General features: G+C 63.7%; 10 protein-coding genes. 8 read left to right on the top strand and 2 right to left on the bottom strand.

Going from position 1 to position 15,628, the window contains the following annotated elements:
- Window positions 1-5: 5 nt before the first annotated feature.
- Window positions 6-713 carry a tRNA (adenosine(37)-N6)-threonylcarbamoyltransferase complex dimerization subunit type 1 TsaB gene (tsaB, locus tag ACVOK8_RS12875; RefSeq protein WP_481567156.1) on the top strand — a complete coding sequence of 236 codons (708 nt, stop codon included), beginning with the start codon at window positions 6-8 and terminating at the stop codon, window positions 711-713.
- Between the two features lie 123 nt (window positions 714-836).
- Here tsaB and ACVOK8_RS12870 read toward each other — a convergent pair whose 3' ends face one another.
- Complete coding sequence (locus ACVOK8_RS12870; protein ID WP_481567155.1) at window positions 837-1,727, bottom strand: energy transducer TonB; 891 nt, start codon at window positions 1,725-1,727, stop codon at window positions 837-839.
- Window positions 1,727-2,674, bottom strand: coding sequence for a glutathione synthase (gshB, locus tag ACVOK8_RS12865; RefSeq protein ID WP_481567154.1), 948 nt, complete (start codon window positions 2,672-2,674; stop codon window positions 1,727-1,729). The genes ACVOK8_RS12870 and gshB overlap by 1 nt, the downstream gene beginning before the upstream one ends.
- Before the next feature lie 240 nt (window positions 2,675-2,914).
- On the opposite strand from gshB, the gene pilG reads away from it, so the two are divergent.
- The 7 genes from pilG to ACVOK8_RS12830 all read left to right on the top strand — a co-directional run bounded on the left by pilG (window position 2,915) and on the right by ACVOK8_RS12830 (window position 15,242).
- A complete protein-coding gene (gene pilG, locus ACVOK8_RS12860; RefSeq protein WP_057628851.1) occupies window positions 2,915-3,316 on the top strand; it encodes a twitching motility response regulator PilG in 402 nt (133 codons plus the stop codon).
- Between the two features lie 19 nt (window positions 3,317-3,335).
- Entirely contained in the window at window positions 3,336-3,698 is a 363-nt protein-coding gene (locus tag ACVOK8_RS12855) for a response regulator (RefSeq protein WP_481535877.1), read from the top strand.
- Window positions 3,698-4,228, top strand: a complete 531-nt coding sequence (locus ACVOK8_RS12850) for a chemotaxis protein CheW (RefSeq protein WP_481535876.1) — start codon at window positions 3,698-3,700, stop codon at window positions 4,226-4,228. The genes ACVOK8_RS12855 and ACVOK8_RS12850 overlap by 1 nt, the downstream gene beginning before the upstream one ends.
- 41 nt (window positions 4,229-4,269) lie before the next feature.
- The gene (locus tag ACVOK8_RS12845) at window positions 4,270-6,306 is read left to right on the top strand and encodes a methyl-accepting chemotaxis protein (RefSeq protein ID WP_481535875.1); all 2,037 of its coding nucleotides are present in this window, start codon (window positions 4,270-4,272) and stop codon (window positions 6,304-6,306) included.
- A gap of 108 nt (window positions 6,307-6,414) precedes the next feature.
- Complete coding sequence (locus tag ACVOK8_RS12840) at window positions 6,415-13,407, top strand: hybrid sensor histidine kinase/response regulator (protein ID WP_481567153.1); 6,993 nt, start codon at window positions 6,415-6,417, stop codon at window positions 13,405-13,407.
- Entirely contained in the window at window positions 13,394-14,740 is a 1,347-nt protein-coding gene (locus tag ACVOK8_RS12835) for a chemotaxis protein CheB (RefSeq protein WP_481567152.1), read from the top strand. Before ACVOK8_RS12840 ends, ACVOK8_RS12835 begins: the two co-directional genes overlap by 14 nt.
- Before the next feature lie 25 nt (window positions 14,741-14,765).
- Window positions 14,766-15,242, top strand: a complete 477-nt coding sequence (locus ACVOK8_RS12830) for a chemotaxis protein CheW (protein ID WP_303747139.1) — start codon at window positions 14,766-14,768, stop codon at window positions 15,240-15,242.
- Window positions 15,243-15,628: the final 386 nt, after the last annotated feature.

Genomic DNA, 15,628 nt, shown 5'->3' with positions numbered 1-15,628 from the left:
ATGCCATGAAGCTGCTTGCCTTTGAAACCGCCACCGAAGCCTGTTCCGTTGCCCTGTATGTGGATGGGCAGGTGTTGGAGCGGTTTGAAGTAGCGCCGCGCCGGCATGCCGAGCTGAGCCTGCCATGGGCGGAGCAGTTGCTGGCTGAAGCCGGTATTGCCCGCAACCAGCTGGACGCCATCGCGCTGAGCCGTGGGCCGGGTGCGTTCACTGGCGTGCGTTTGGCAATCGCCATCGCCCAAGGCATTGCCTTGGCGCTGGACCGGCCGTTGCTGCCGGTATCGACCCTGCAGACCTTGGCGCTGCGTGCGCCGGCTGATGCGCCACGCGTACTTGCGTGCATTGATGCACGCATGGGTGAGTTGTACGTGGCGCGCTATCTGCGTGATGCCGATGGCGAACTACAGTTACAGGAGCGTGAGCTGCTGGTTGCGCCGGATGGCGTGCAGTTGCCAGCCGATGACAGCCTCTGGGCCGGCGTTGGCACTGGCTTTGCAGCAGGCGAGGGCGTGTTGAGCGCGCGCCTGCAGTCGCGTCTGAGTAGCGTGGATGTGCAGGCCCTGCCAAGTGCTGCCGATGTGCTGAAGATCGCCGTGCCGGCAATGCTGCGCGGCGAAGCCATCGCTCCGGAGCTGGTGCAGCCGGCCTATCTGCGCGACAACGTCGCGCTGACCCTGATCGAACAGCAGGCGTTGCGCGATTCCAAGCGCTGAGATCCGCTGGGTTTTGTAGGAGCGGCGTAAGCCGCGAAGCCGGTGTTGTCTGAACTACCGGCCTGATTGCGACCTGGGAATGTACGAGTTTCGCGGCTTACGCCGCTCCTACAAAAAATCGGCTCAGCGATCGTCGTGCAACTGCCCGCCGGGCAGGAACATCCAGGTGCGGGTGACCTGCAGGATGTCGATGTCGTCCTTGGTCTCGGGCAATGCCGGGAACGGCTGCGCCTGCTCGATCACGCGCAGGGCGGTGGCATCCAGCAGGGGCACGCCGCTGCTGCGTAGCACGCGGCTGCTTTCAACGCTGCCGTCGCGGCGCACGCCAACGGTGATCACCACCTGCCCGGCAAGCCGGCGCTGGCGCGCTTCGTCGGGATAATTCAGGTTGCCGACGCGCTCGGCGCGGTCGACCCAGGCGCGCAGGTAGTTGGCATAGGCGTACTCGCGGGTGCTGGCCGAAACGAACTTGCGGTTGGGGCGTTTGGCGTATTGCTCCGAACGCAGATGCACCTCGGCTGCCAGCCGCGCCATTGCTGCATCGCGTTGTTCGCGTGCGCTCATCGGTGCGTTGGCATCGGGGCGATCCGGCAAGGGCTGGGTCTGTGCGGTCGCAACCGGGTCCTTGCCCTGGGTGCTGGTAATGATGCGCGCCTGCGGCGGCGGTGGCGCTGCCGCGCTCTGCGCCTGCAGCGGTACCGGTGCCAGCCCGTTCTGCAACTGCGGCACGATGCCTGCCTGGGAATCGCGTGGGCGTTGTGCGTTGTCGTGGTCGCCGCCGCCCTGCTGATTGGCCTGGGCCAGAAAGTCGGCCTGCTTGGGCGTGAGCGGCGTGCTGGTCTGGCTGAAGATCACATCGAGTGTGGGTACCAGCGGAGCGCTGTCGCTGACTGCAAAGCCCACTCCGAGTATCAGCAAGCCATGCACCAGCGTGGACAGCACCAGGGTGGCGGTCAGCCGTTGTTGTTCGCTGACCCGCGGTGCCGCGGGCAACACGTCAGGCTGGGAATACATCAGGCCAGGCCAGCCTCGATCGCATCAAACAACTGGCCAGCGATGTTCAGGCCGAACTGCCCATCCAGCTCGCGCACGCAGGTGGGGCTGGTGACATTGACCTCGGTCAGGTAGTCGCCAATCACGTCCAGACCGACGAAACGCATGCCGCGGCGTTTCATTTCCGGGCCGACCTGGGCGGCAATCCAACGGTCGCGCTCGCTCAGCGGACGGCCTTCGCCGCGGCCGCCAGCGGCGAGATTGCCGCGGAATTCGTCGCCCTGCGGGATACGCGCGAGGCAATAGTCCACCGGTACGCCGTCGATCAGCAGGATGCGCTTGTCGCCGGCGGTGATGTCGGGGATAAAGCGCTGCGCCAGGGCCAGGTGCTGGCCGCCATCGGTCAGCGTCTCCAGGATCACGTTGAGATTCGGATCGCCGGTGCCGCTGCGGAAGATCGAGCGCCCGCCCATGCCGTCCAGCGGCTTGAGCACGGCTTGGCCGTGTTCAAGCACGAAAGCCTTGAGTTCGCGTGCATTGCGGCTGACCAGGGTCGGTGGGCAGCACTGCGGAAACAGCAATGCGGCCAGCTTCTCGTTGAAGTCACGCAGCCCCTGCGGGTCGTTGACCACGGTGGCGCCGGCCTGCTGGGCGACGCTGAGGATGTGGGTGTCGTACAGGTATTCGCCATCGAATGGTGGGTCCTTGCGCATCAGTACGATCTGGCCCGGGCCGAACGCCAGCGCTGCGAACTCGCCCAGGCTGAACCAGCCGGCCTTGTCGTCGCGCACCTGCAGCGGGGCAACTTCGGCCTGCGCCTGGCCGCCATGCAGTGACAGCCCGCCGGGGCGCACATAGTGCAGCCGGTGACCACGACGCTGGGCTTCCAGCAGCATGGCGAAGGTGGTGTCCTTGGCGATCTTGATGTCGGCGATGGGGTCCATCACCACGATGACGTCTAAAGGCATAGCTTGAATCCAGCAGATCTTGAGGAGAATGTTAGCCGTTCATGGCGGGGTCGCACAGCGCGGAAAGCGGAACGCTGAGGCTGAATGGCGTTGCGCTTTTATTGAGATGCGGGTCACATTACATTGAGGATCAGCCAAGTCCTGCGGGCATCGCTTGACAGTTCGCGGCTGGGCTGGGATATAGATGCGCTTTCGCGGCAATATCGCACCCGGTATCGGTCGCGCGTTCGGGGAACAAAAATGGTTGAAAACATGGCTGCGGGTGGGGAACTCGCAGGGCTGAAGGTGATGGTCATCGATGATTCGAAGACCATCAGGCGCACGGCTGAAACACTGCTCAAACGTGAAGGTTGCGAGGTCGTTACCGCCACTGACGGTTTCGAAGCGTTGGCCAAGATCGCCGATCAGCAACCGCAGATCATCTTCGTCGATATCATGATGCCGCGGCTGGATGGCTATCAGACCTGTGCGCTGATCAAGGGCAACCAGCTGTTCAAGTCGACGCCGGTGATCATGCTGTCGTCCAAGGATGGCCTGTTCGACAAAGCCCGTGGCCGCATCGTCGGTTCCGAGCAATACCTCACCAAGCCATTTACCCGCGACGAACTACTAGGTGCCATCCGCACATACGTCAACGCCTGACCAGGGGGAAAGGCACAAAATGGCTCGAATTCTTTTGATCGAGGACTCACCGACCGACAGGGCGGTGTTTACACAGTGGCTGCTCAAGGCTGGGCACGAGGTGTTGTCGGCTGACAACGCCGAGGACGGCCTGAAGATTGCCCGTGAGCAGGCTCCGCAGCTGGTGCTGATGGACGTGGTGTTGCCGGGCATGAGTGGTTTCCAGGCCACCCGCGCGCTGTCGCGTGACGAGGCCACCCGTGCTATTCCGGTGTTGATCGTCAGCACCAAAGGCATGGAAACCGACAAGGCCTGGGGCATGCGTCAAGGCGCCAGCGATTACATCGTCAAGCCGCCGCGCGAGGATGATTTGATCGCGCGGATCAACAAACTGGTGGGTTGATGCTTTCTCCATTCGACATCCTTGAGGCCTACGAACGCCGCAGTCTGGCGCACGCGGTACAGCTGCCTGAGCGCAGCTTTTCCCAGGATGTCTGGCGTGGCGTGGGTTACCGCGTTGGCAGCCGGCATCTGGTCTCCGATTTCCGCGAAGTGGTGGAAATCGTGCCCATGCCGCCGGTCACCCCGGTTCCCGGCGCGCAGCCTTGGTTGCTGGGCGTGGGCAACCTGCGCGGCAACCTGTTCCCGGTGGTGGATCTGAAGAACTTCCTGGAAGGTGAGCGTACGCCGCCACAGGAAGGCCAGCGCGTGTTGATCATGCGCCAGAGCGGCGGCGACGTGGCGCTGGTGATCGACGAGTTGTATGGCCAGCGCAGCTTCGAGGCACCGATGCAGGTGCCTGCCGGTGATATTGCCCAAGGCCGCTATGCACATTTCGTTGAGCGCGCCTTCCATGATGAAGGCCGTGACTGGGGTGTTTTTTCGCTTTCATTGCTTTCCCGCACTCCTGAATTCCGGCAAGCGGCCGCCTGATTGGCGCGCTTGCCTCTTCGTATCAAGACCGAGGTCGAACGATGAGTACTGCTCCTGAAGGCGCCAAGGCTGGCAAGCTTGGCAATGTAAGCACCAACTTCTGGTTGGGCTTGTTGGTGCTCTCGATGGTCGTGTTCGGTGCCAACACCGGCGTGGCGACCTACCAGGGCAGCCGATTGGCCGGTGCCAGTACCGGCGCCGCCGATCTGCAGGTGCTGTCACAGCAGCTGGCCAACCAGGGCCGTGAAGCCGTGGCCGGTAGCCGCGAAAGCTACGCAGCCTTCAAGGACACGCGCAGCAAGGTGGAAAGTACGGTCAGCGAGTTGCAGGGCCGTTACGGAAACGAGACCGGCGTGTCCGGCCCGTTGAGCGCGCTGGTGGATACCTGGAAGCCGCTGTCCAAGAATGCCGAGCAGATCGTTGCCTCCGAGCCGGCCGTACTGGCATTGGCCGGTAACGCCGACGCCTTCGTCGGCGCGGTACCGCAGCTGCAGGCGCAGTTGAACGAAGTGGTGCGTGCGATGACCGCCGGTGGCGCCCAGTCCTCGCAGGTCTACAACGGCCTGCAGCAGGTCGTTGTGGTGGGCACCATGGCCCGTCGCGTGACCGAAATCCGCGCGGGCGGTGCCGGCGCAAGCGGGGCCGGCGATGCGCTGGCACGCGACATGGTGGTGTTCACCCAGGTGCTGGAAGGCTTGCGCAATGGCAATGAGGAAATGGGCATTGCCGCCGTGCGCAACGCCAATGCACAGGTTGCCCTGGAGCAATCGGCCAACCAGTGGGCAAAGATGAAGAAGGACGCCGACGCCATTCTGGCTAGCTCGCGCAACCTGTTCGCCGCTCAATCCTCCGCAGCCGCACTGGCTACCGGTTCGGACAAGATGCTGCAGAGCAGCCGCAAGCTGTTCGACGCGTTCTCGGCCTTCGGTTCGGCTCGTGACACCCGCATCTTCCCGAACTTCTGGTGGAGCGTGATCTTCGGCGGCCTGTCGGTGTTGTCGATCATTGGCTTCGTGTGGAGCACGGTGCGTACCCGTTCGCGTGAGCAGGACGTGCGTTACCAGACCCAGGTGGAATTCAACAGCCGCAACCAGCAAGCGATTATGCGTCTGCTGGACGAAATCAGCTCACTCGGTGAAGGTGACCTGACGGTAAAGGCGTCGGTGACCGAGGACATGACCGGCGCCATCGCCGACGCTATCAACTACGCCGTGGACGAACTGCGCCACCTGGTGACAACCATCAACGACATCTCCTCCAAGGTGGCGGTGTCGGCACAGGAAACCCAGGCAACGGCAATGCAGTTGGCCGAAGCCGCAGGCCACCAGGCCGACGAAATCACCAGCGCCTCGGACCGTATCGGCGAAATCGCCACCTCCATTGAGCAGGTGTCTCGCAACTCCACCGAATCGGCCGAAGTGGCACAACGCTCGGTGGTCATCGCGACCGAGGGTGCCGGCGTGGTGCGCCAGACGATTCAGGGCATGGACCAGATCCGTGACCAGATCCAGGAAACCTCCAAGCGCATCAAGCGCCTGGGTGAGTCCTCGCAGGAAATCGGCTCGATCGTGGAACTGATCAACGACATTTCCGAGCAGACCAACATCCTGGCATTGAACGCCGCCGTGCAGGCAGCCTCGGCCGGCGAAGCCGGTCGTGGTTTCGCTGTGGTGGCCGACGAAGTGCAGCGCCTGGCAGAACGTACCTCCGGCGCAACCCGTCGAATCGAAGGTCTGGTGCAGGCGATTCAGGCCGATACCAACGAAGCGGTCACCTCGATGGAACAGACCACCGCCGAAGTGGTGTCCGGTGCGCGCCTGGCCGAAGACGCCGGTACCGCACTGACCGAAATCGAGCGCGTGTCCAACGCACTGAACAACTTGATTAAGAGCATCTCCATCGCCGCCAACCAGCAGGCCTCGGCAGCTACCGACATCACCCAGACGATGGGCGTGATCCGGCAGATTACCGGTCAGACCTCGCAGGGTGCCGGGCAGACCGCCGACTCGTTGGGGCAGTTGAACCAGCTGGCGGCAGAGCTGCGCCGTTCGGTGGCCGACTTCAAGTTGCCGGCCTGAACGGACTGATCGGGCGGGGATGCAGAGGAATCAGCAGATGAAGTTTCGTCACAACGCAACGCAGGGCCGCCCGGACGGCATGCAATTGATGCTGCACGGGGGAGTGCGATGAGTACCTTGCGCGATGCGATGAGCCACGCAGCTCTGGGTTGGGTAAAGCCCGAGCTGGACGAGACCCTGCGCCAGGTGCGCAATGAGGTCGAAGCGTTCGTGGAAGATCCCAGCGATACCAGCCGCATGCGCTTCTGCGCCGGTTACCTGCACCAGGTGCAAGGCACGCTGCGGATGGTTGAGCTGTATGCGCCGGCGATGGTTGCCGAGGAGTTGGAGCTGCTGGCCAATGCGGTGCGCGACGGCGGCGTTCCTGATCGCGATGAAGCCTGTGCCACGCTGATGCGTGGCACCGTGTTGCTGCCCGATTATCTGGAGCGCCTGCAGAACGGCCACCGCGATATTCCGATCGTGCTGCTGCCGCTGCTCAACGACATCCGTGCTGCACGCGGCGCTGAAGGCATCAATGAGAGCGTGTTGTTCGCCTTCAATCCCGATGCCAGCGACGCCAGTCCGGATGAGCTGGAGCACGCACGTGGCAGTTTGAGCGGACGCAACCGCGAATTGCTTGACACCGTCGGCAGTGCAGTCAAAGAAGAACTGATGCGCATCAAGGATGCGCTCGATCTGCATATGCGTATGGATGGTAATCCGGCCGATCTGCAGGTGCAGGTCAATGAGCTGGGTGCCGTCTCCGATACCTTGGGCGTGATGGGTCTGGGCGTTGCCCGTGGCATCGTCGCCCAGCAGCGCGATTCGTTGCACGAAGTCGTCAACGGCACGCGTCAGATCGACGACAACCTGTTGCTGGATATCGCCGGCGCGCTGCTCTATGTGGACGCATCGCTGGACGAGCAGGTCGCCCACCTGGGCGCCAATGTCGGCGGTGACGATGATGCTGGTTCGGTGGAGACCCGCCGTACCGTGGAAGTGCTGGCGCATGAAGCCATTGCCAACTTCACTGCTGCGCGCGAATCGTTTGTGGCCTTCATCGAGACCAATTGGGACCACGCACGCCTGGCCGAAGTGCCGCGCCTGCTCGGTGAGGTCTCCGGTGCGCTGCGCATGCTGGAAATGCCGGTGCCTGCCGACTACCTGCAGGCCGTGCGTCAGTACATCGACGTCGAATTGATCGCACGCCAGCGCATCCCCAGTGGGCGCCAGCTCGACACCCTGGCCGACGCCATGGCCAGCCTGGAGTACTTCCTGGAAGCCCTGCGCGATCGTCGCCCAGGCCGTGAGGAAATCCTCGATATCACCCGCACCAGCCTGGAAACGCTGCGTTACTGGCCGATTCCTTCGCTGCACGCCGTGGCCGACAGTACCGCCGTCGAGCCGGTTGCTGCAGAAGTTGCCGCCGTGCCTGTTGCTGATGGCGCTAGTGCCGCGGTAGTCGATACGGCAGCGGCCGATGCGGTCGCAGCGCGGACTGAAATTATCGAGGCAGCGGCCGAAGAATCGCCGGTTGTTGAGCAAGCGCCGGTGATCGCCGCGCCGGTATTGCCGCCGCCGTTGCCGCCACTGGAAGCGGAAGCAAAACCGCAGGCAGTCGTCACCGATTACCCCTTGGTGTTTGGCGCGGCGATCAACGCCGTGGCAACCCCGGTCCAGGCCGTGGACGCGCCTGCAGCGTTTGCAGCGCAGGCAACGGAAGTCGCAGCAGAGATCTCCGCGTTTGATCCAGTTGCCGCCGAGACATCGGACGCCGCTGAAAGCAGCTTTACTCTGGCGCCGATGGTGCTTGAAGGCCAAGAGTCCACGGCTTCGTTTGGAGTTGAAGCGCCGGCGGCGTTTGCCACCAGTTTTGATCCGGTCGCTGCCGAGGACACAGCGCTTGCTGGCGCGAATGACAGCTATCGTTTCGACGCGTTGCTGCTGACGCTGGACGATACCGATACCGAGGCAACGCCCACAGCGGAGACCGGCAGCAACGGCTCGGCTGATGCCGAGCTGGTTAACATCGAGTTTGCCGACGCGGATGTGTTCTTCAGCCCGGAGCTCGAAACCGTTAACCCGTCGATCGAAGGCGCAACTGCAGTGCAGGCACCGGTCGGCAACGAGTGGGAGCTGGCCGACGCGCCGATCCAGCCGGTATCCGCAGCGATTGAACCGGTGTCCGTGCCAGCCGAAGCCGTGTCCAAGCTGGATATGGAAACTGCTGCGTTCATGGCACAGCTTGATGCGGCTGCCGAGTCCTTCGATCCTTTCGCAATGCCTGAATCGCTGCAGCCGGGACCGGCGACGGCTGAGGTGGCGGCAACTGCTGCCAGCGCAGCCGCGCCAACGCGCACCTCCGCGCCGGTACAGCAGCTTGAAGGCGGCTTCATCGATGGCGGCGATGTAATCGATCAGGATATTCGAGAAGTCTTCATCGAGGAGTTCGACGAAGAGCTCGAGAATCTGGGCAATCTGCTGCCCGCATGGCGCGCTGCGCCTGCAAACATGGAACGCCTGCGCCCAGTGCGCCGGGTATTCCATACGCTGAAGGGCAGTGGCCGACTGGTGGGTGCACGTACCCTGGGTGAGTTCAGCTGGAAGATCGAGAGCATGCTCAACCGCGTGCTCGACGGCAGCCGTCCTGCCAGCCCGGCCGTCATGGCCGCGGTGACGCAGGCCTATGACGTATTGCCGGAATTGAACGCCGCGCTGCGTGGTGTTGGCAGCATCCAGTCCGATCTATTGGGCATGCAGGATGTGGCTGACCGCGTTGCCGCAGGCGAAGAAGCGTTCTACGTGACCGGTGTCAGCGCTGTTGCAGCCGCCGCGCCGGTTGACGAAGTGGTGCCGGCAGCGGCAGCCGAGATCGTTGAGGTTGCGACGGAAAGCGAGCTTGCCGCAGCCGCCGAAATCGACGACGCCGAGGGTACTCCTGCGTCGGTGGACGAGGTGCTGCGCGAGATTCTCGAAGCCGAGATCGGTGCGCATCTGGTCACAGTCAATACCTGGCTGGCTGGCTCGGTTGCACAGCCGCAGCCGGTTTCCGAAGACCTGTTGCGCGCCGTGCACACCATGAGCGGTGCCTTCGCGATGACCGATGTGCCGGTGATCACCCAGATCACCAGCCCGGCGGAAACCTTCGTCAAGCGTTCGCTGGCGGCGGCGGTTACGCCGACTGCTGCGGGCGTGGATGCGCTTGCGCAGATGGCGGCGGCGGTGCACACCACGATTGCTGCTTTGCGCGCGCCCTCGCCACGCATCCCGGCGTTCCCGGGCGTGGCCGAACGGCTGCAGGCCTTGGTTGATGCCTTGCCGGATGGTAAGTGGCCGCCGATGCAGGCCGAAGACGAGTTTGTTGCTGACGACGCAGTGGCTTTGCAGACGGCAGCTTCGCTGGGCAGCAATGTTCATTCCGAGTCGGTTGGCACGGAAGACCTGTCTGCCTACTTCGACTCCGGCTTGCTGGATGAGACGCCTGGCAGCGTGGCATCGGTGCAAACCGCCGAGCTGCCAGTCGCAGCCGCGGAACCGGAGTTCCTGCTGGCTGCTGCCGACGTTTCCGACGTTGCCGGGCTCGGCGCGCTTGAACTAGCCGAGAGTGCTGATTCCGTTGCTGCTGCGTCTCTGTCGGAGCCGGTCGACGCTGCTGGCGAGAGTGAGTTGGTCGACGTGGTTGGCGTTGATGAAGTGGCTGGACAGATCGAAATCGCCGAATCGGCTGAAGTCATCGAACCGGCTGTTTCGCAGCAAACCGTCGAGGCCGAGGATCACTATGACGCCGTGCGGGCCTCGACCTGGGGTGTTGCAGACGACGCCGAGGAGCCGGAGCAGGCCGCAGAAGCGACTGATCCGCAACGCGCTGTCGAAGCTGACGAGATCGATTCCGAGCAGGCTGCCGGCAATGATGCGGATGCCGCATTTGCAACCGAAGCGGTCGACACGCAGGTCGAAGACGATCTGCCGAACCAGTCGGCCGCTCTGGAAGCGTCCAGTGGTCTGGATGATCGCGACAGCGTGATCGCACGCGCCCTGGCCATCGCTACCGGTGCGACTGCAGTTGCCGTCGGCGCAGCGCAGCTGGGTTCGACTGACGCCGAAGCCGAGGCATCAAACCCGGCCGAACAGACTGAAGAAGGCGAGCTGCTGGTAACGGAAGCAGTTGAACAGGCTGACATCGCAGCGGAGCAGGACGCAGTCATCGATGACACTGCCGTACCGGCATCGATCGACGCGGCCCAGGCCGATGATGTTGCTGCGATTGGCGATGCGCCGGTTGTGGATGCAGCGTTGGAGCCGGAATCTGTTGATGAAGCCGAAGCCGAAGCCGAAGCCGAAGCAGAGGCAGAGGCAAAGGCAGAAGCTGAAGTAGAAGCTGAAGTAGAGGCTGAAGTAGAAGCTGAAGTAGAGGCTGAAGCTGAAGTAGAGGCTGAAGTAGAAGCTGAAGTAGAGGCTGAAGCTGAAGTAGAGGCAGAAGTCGCTGTCGAACAGATCGCCGTGATCGAAGAGGCTGCTTCGAGCGAAGAAGATGCTTCGGTCGAGGACGCGGTGGCGATTGAAGAGGCCGAGCAGCTTGAGGAGGCCGCACAGCTTGATGATGTGCCTGCTAGCGATGTTGTTGTGCCAGCCGCCGTTGAAACCCTGGTCCTCGCCAAGGCGGTGCTGGCACCGCTGACTGCAGCGTTGCCGGAACAGGCTGAGGCAACGGTTGCCGCGCCTGTGGTGCACGAACTGGACGCCGGGCCGCTGAACTTCGCCGACCTGGATCGCGAGCTGGTTGATATCTTTGTCGAGGAAGGCAAGGACCTGCTCGACCATTGCGATGGTCTGGTCAACGACATGCGCGCGGCGCCGGAAGACCGCGAAGCGCTGGCCGGCCTGCAGCGTGACCTGCACACCCTCAAGGGTGGCGCACGTATGGCCGGCATCAATGCCATCGGCGATCTTGGCCATGGCATCGAGTCGCTGTTGGAGGCTGTCGCCGCCAACCGCACCGAAATCACCCGTGCTGATGTGCAGCTGCTGGAGCGTGGTTTCGATCGTCTGCACCAGTTGTTGATCCGTACCGGCGAGCATCGCGCGGTAGTGATGCCGACCGACCTGATCGAGGCCTTCGAAGCGCGCACCGATGGTCGCGCCGAAGCCGCGCAGGCACCGGTTGAAGCAGCTGTCAGCGCGCTCGAATCGGCCCCGGAAAATGTTGCTGCCGCCGACGTGCTGCCGCAGCCGCTGGCAGCGATCGAGCCGCTGTCGGCACCGCTGCGCGAAGAGCAGGCCGGTAACGAAGAAGAAGGCGCGCCGCGCGGACAGGAACAGGTGCGTGTACGCGCCGACCTGCTCGACAGCCTGGTCAACCACGCCGGTGAAGTGGCGATCTACCGCTCGCGTCTGGAACAGCAGCTGGGCGCATTCCGTGGCGCCATGGCCGAGCTGGACCGTACCAACGCGCGTCTGCGTGACCAGTTGCGTCGTCTGGATCTGGAAACCGAAGCGCAGATCGTGGCGCGTTACCGCCGCGAGCATGAGCAGGCCGACCAGACCTTCGATCCGCTGGAACTGGATCGTTTCTCGACCTTGCAGCAGCTCAGCCGTGCGCTGAACGAATCGGCGGCCGACTTGGGCGGTCTGCAAGGTGTGCTGGACGATCTGTCGCGCAACTACGACACCTTGCTGCAGCAGCAGTCGCGTGTCAGCTCGGAACTGCAGGATGGCCTGATGCGTGCGCGCATGGTGCCGTTCGACGGACTGGTGCCGCGCCTGCGTCGCGTGGTGCGCCAGGCCGCGCAGGAAACCGACAAGCAGGTGCACCTGAAGCTGGAAGGCACCCACGGCGAACTCGATCGCAACGTGTTGGATCGCATGGTCGCGCCGCTGGAGCACATGCTGCGCAACTCGGTTGCGCACGGCCTGGAACAGCCGGCCGCACGTGCTGCTGCAGGCAAGCCGGAAGAAGGCGAAATCGCCCTGCGTCTGCGCCGCGAAGGTTCGGAAATCGTGCTGGAAGTGGGCGATGACGGTGCCGGCCTGGACCGCGAGGCGATCCGTCGCCGCGCCGAGCAGCGTGGGCTGTTGGGCAGCGACGAGCAGATCGACGATACCCAGCTGGACCAGATGATCTTTGCGTCCGGCTTCAGCACCAGCGAACAGGTCAGCCAGCTGGCTGGCCGCGGTGTGGGCATGGACGTGGTGCGCAACGAAGTGCGCCAGCTTGGCGGCTCGGTGGACATCCACTCTGTACGTGGCCAGGGCGCGACCTTCACCCTGCGCCTGCCGCAGACGCTGGCGGTCACCCAGGCGGTGTTTGTCCGCATCGGCGAAACCACCTACGCGGTGCCGGTGGCATCCGTCAGCGGTATCGGCCGTATCTCCCGCGAGCGTTTCGAGTCCGGGCAGGGCGGCTACCACTACAACGGCGAAGATTTCAGCCTGTACAACCTCGGCACGCTGGTGGGCCAGGTTGCTGCCAAGGCCGAAGGCCAGGCCGAGATCCCGCTGCTGCTGGTGCGCTCCGGCGACCTGCGCGCAGCGGTTGCGATCGACCAGGTGCTGGGCAACCGCGAAGTCGTGGTCAAGCCGGTGGGCCTGCAGATCGCGTCGGTGCCGGGCATCTACGGCGCCACGATCACCGGCGAAGGCAACGTGGTGGTGATCCTGGACGTGGCACCGCTGGTGCGTCGTCATCTCACCCAGCCGCAGCAGTTGGTCGAGCACACCGAAACCAGCAACCAACGCCATGTGCCGCTGGTGATGGTGGTCGACGATTCGCTGACCATGCGCAAGGTCACCGGCCGTGTGCTGGAACGTCACAACCTGGATGTAGCGGTGGCTCGCGACGGCGTGGAAGCGCTGGAGCAGCTGGAAGAGCGCATCCCGGACCTGATGCTGCTGGATATCGAAATGCCGCGTATGGACGGCTACGAGCTGGCCACCGCGATGCGTGCCGATCCGCGCTACAAGGACATCCCGATCGTGATGATCACCTCGCGCAGTGGCGACAAGCATCGCCAGCGCGCATTCGAGATCGGCGTGCAACGCTATCTCGGCAAGCCGTACCAGGAGCTGGATTTGATGCGCAATGTCTATGACCTGCTGGGGATCGCCCGTGCACGCGACTGACGACACTGCCAAGCCGGTTGCACTGCTGGCCCGTGCCGGCGCCGCCCGTGATCGCCTGCGCGAAGCACTGGTCGCCGCCGGCGGTCGCATCGTGCTGGAGGAAGACCCCAACCAGCTGGAGCCGGCTGCGTTGACCTCGGCTGCGCCACAGGTCGTGCTGGTCGCCTTGGAACCGGCGGTCGAGGACGCGCTGGAACGGCTTGAGTCGGTGCTGGAAACACCAGACCTCTCTCTGTTGTTCGAGGAAGCCGAGCTGGCCGCACGTCGCGAGGGCTGGGAAGCACAGCGCTGGATCCGCCACCTGGCGGCCAAGCTGCAGGGCCATGACAACGTGTTGCCGCCCGGTCTGGAGCATGAAGATGCCGAGCCGGCGAACGCGTTGGAGCCTGGCATGCCACCGCGACCGGCCGACGGGCATGTGGATGCACCGCTGCAGTTCCATCTGGACGAGGCACAGGTGCAGGCCTACGACCTGCCCGCCGATGAAATCTATGTGGCACCGGCAAGTGCGCTTGAACCGCGCCCGGAAGTGCTGACGTTTGAAGAATTGATCGCAGGGGCGGCGCAGCCGTCATTGCCAACCGCACCGGAACCGAGCATGCCACCGCCGCTGCCGCCGGAGCCGCTTGTTGTGGTGGTTGAAGCGGAAGAAAAGAAGGCGCCGATTGGCGATTTCAGCAGCTGGTCGCTGCTGGAAGACGATGGTTATAAGGCCTCACCTGTCGCCAGCGCTGCGCCGGAGCCGCCGCCGGCCCTGGCCAGCTTGCTCAACAGCGAGCTGTCGCTGGTGGAACTGGATGAAGCTGCTGCCGAAGGCAATGGCGCGGTGTTGTTGGTTGCCGGTATTGGTGGCCCGGATGCGGTGCGCCGCGTACTGGCCGGCCTGCCGGAAGACTTCGCACGCCCGGTGCTGGTGCAGCTGCGTCTGGATGGCGGCCGCTATGCCAATCTGGTCAAACAGATGGCGCGGGCAACGCCGCTGCCGGTCACTTTGGCCGATCCGGGTCAAAGCCTGATTCCCGGCGATGTCTATATTCTTCCTGACGTTATCGGCGTGGAGTCGACTGCTGAGGGCCTGCGCTTCTGCGCGGAAGCCAACGATCTGCTGCACACCCTGCAACCTGATCGCAGTGCGGTGCTGTTGCTTAGTGGCGCTGATGTGGCGATGGTCGCCCCGGTGTTGGAGTTTGCCGGCAAGGGCGGTTGGGTGGCGGGACAGATTGGCGAAGGGTGCTACGACCCGGCCGCTGCCAGCCAGTTGGCTGTCGCTGGCTTGAGCGCCGGTGATCCGGAATATCTCGCCGCCGAATTGGCTGTGCATTGCGCGGTGTGACCGCAGCGCGACCCAGGAACTGACGATGAGCTACGCAAACAACGATGAAGTCCGTGGGGTACTGATACAGGCCGGTACCGAGCGCGTATTGCTGCCCAACGCGACGGTGGCGGAAATGATGTCCCGCGTAGCGGTCGAGCCGATTGCCAATGCCCCGGCATGGCTGGTCGGGCAGATCGCATGGCACGGCTGGAGCGTGCCGCTGCTGTCCTATGCCGGGCTCAGTGGCCATGGCAATGAAATGGTGACCAGCAACAACAAGGTAGTAGTGCTGAAGGCCTTGGGGGGCAACCCGGACCTGCCGTATTTCGCCTTGCTGACCCAGTCCTTCCCGCAGCTGATCGCGGTACCCCGTGACGGCCTGCTGGCCGACGCATCGGAAGAAAGCCTGCCGGTCGGCGTGCATATGCGCGTACTGCTGGGTGAGCAAAGCGCGCTGCTGCCGGATCTGGACGCAGTTGAAAGCGCCGTGATTCTTGCCTTGGCAGAAGCCGTAGCCTGACCCGCAAGGTAGTGCCGAGCCATGCTCGGCACAGGCTTTCCCTCGGACCTGAGGGTTGTGGGAGCGGCGTAAGCCGCGAAACTCGCACTCCATCAGATTGCCGACCGGTTGGTGATTCCAACGGTGTCGGCTTCGCGGCTGACGCCGCTCCGACAAACCGATGGCGGGTTTGTCGGTAATGCCCCAGCCGAGCATGGCTTGTATGTTCCTCCTGGCTCCTACGAGGTATGTAGGAGCTAGGGTGGAGGGACCGTCAACATGATATCTGCGGATACCAGCCGACAGACGAGCCGAGCGATCCCCATCCCGCACCTTAACGTCGATAAAGGATCTAGCGGCCTTTGAGGACCGCCGATGTAGGCAAGCCAACGTGGTGCGGTACCACC

Source organism: Stenotrophomonas sp. STEN083 (assembly GCF_056759195.1).
Note: the sequence above shows the minus strand (reverse complement) of the source record. Positions and strands in the feature narration are given on the sequence as shown.

Bases quoted from the DNA above. Each gene is read 5' to 3' on its own strand.
- ACVOK8_RS12850 (WP_481535876.1), top strand. From the start codon at position 3,698: ATGCTTTCTCCATTCGACATCCTTGAGGCCTACGAACGCCGCAGTCTG.
- gshB (WP_481567154.1), bottom strand. From the start codon at position 2,674: ATGCCTTTAGACGTCATCGTGGTGATGGACCCCATCGCCGACATCAAG.
- tsaB (WP_481567156.1), top strand. From the start codon at position 6: ATGAAGCTGCTTGCCTTTGAAACCGCCACCGAAGCCTGTTCCGTTGCC.
- ACVOK8_RS12855 (WP_481535877.1), top strand. From the start codon at position 3,336: ATGGCTCGAATTCTTTTGATCGAGGACTCACCGACCGACAGGGCGGTG.
- ACVOK8_RS12870 (WP_481567155.1), bottom strand. From the start codon at position 1,727: ATGTATTCCCAGCCTGACGTGTTGCCCGCGGCACCGCGGGTCAGCGAA.
- ACVOK8_RS12840 (WP_481567153.1), top strand. From the start codon at position 6,415: ATGAGTACCTTGCGCGATGCGATGAGCCACGCAGCTCTGGGTTGGGTA.
- ACVOK8_RS12830 (WP_303747139.1), top strand. From the start codon at position 14,766: ATGAGCTACGCAAACAACGATGAAGTCCGTGGGGTACTGATACAGGCC.
- ACVOK8_RS12845 (WP_481535875.1), top strand. From the start codon at position 4,270: ATGAGTACTGCTCCTGAAGGCGCCAAGGCTGGCAAGCTTGGCAATGTA.
- pilG (WP_057628851.1), top strand. From the start codon at position 2,915: ATGGTTGAAAACATGGCTGCGGGTGGGGAACTCGCAGGGCTGAAGGTG.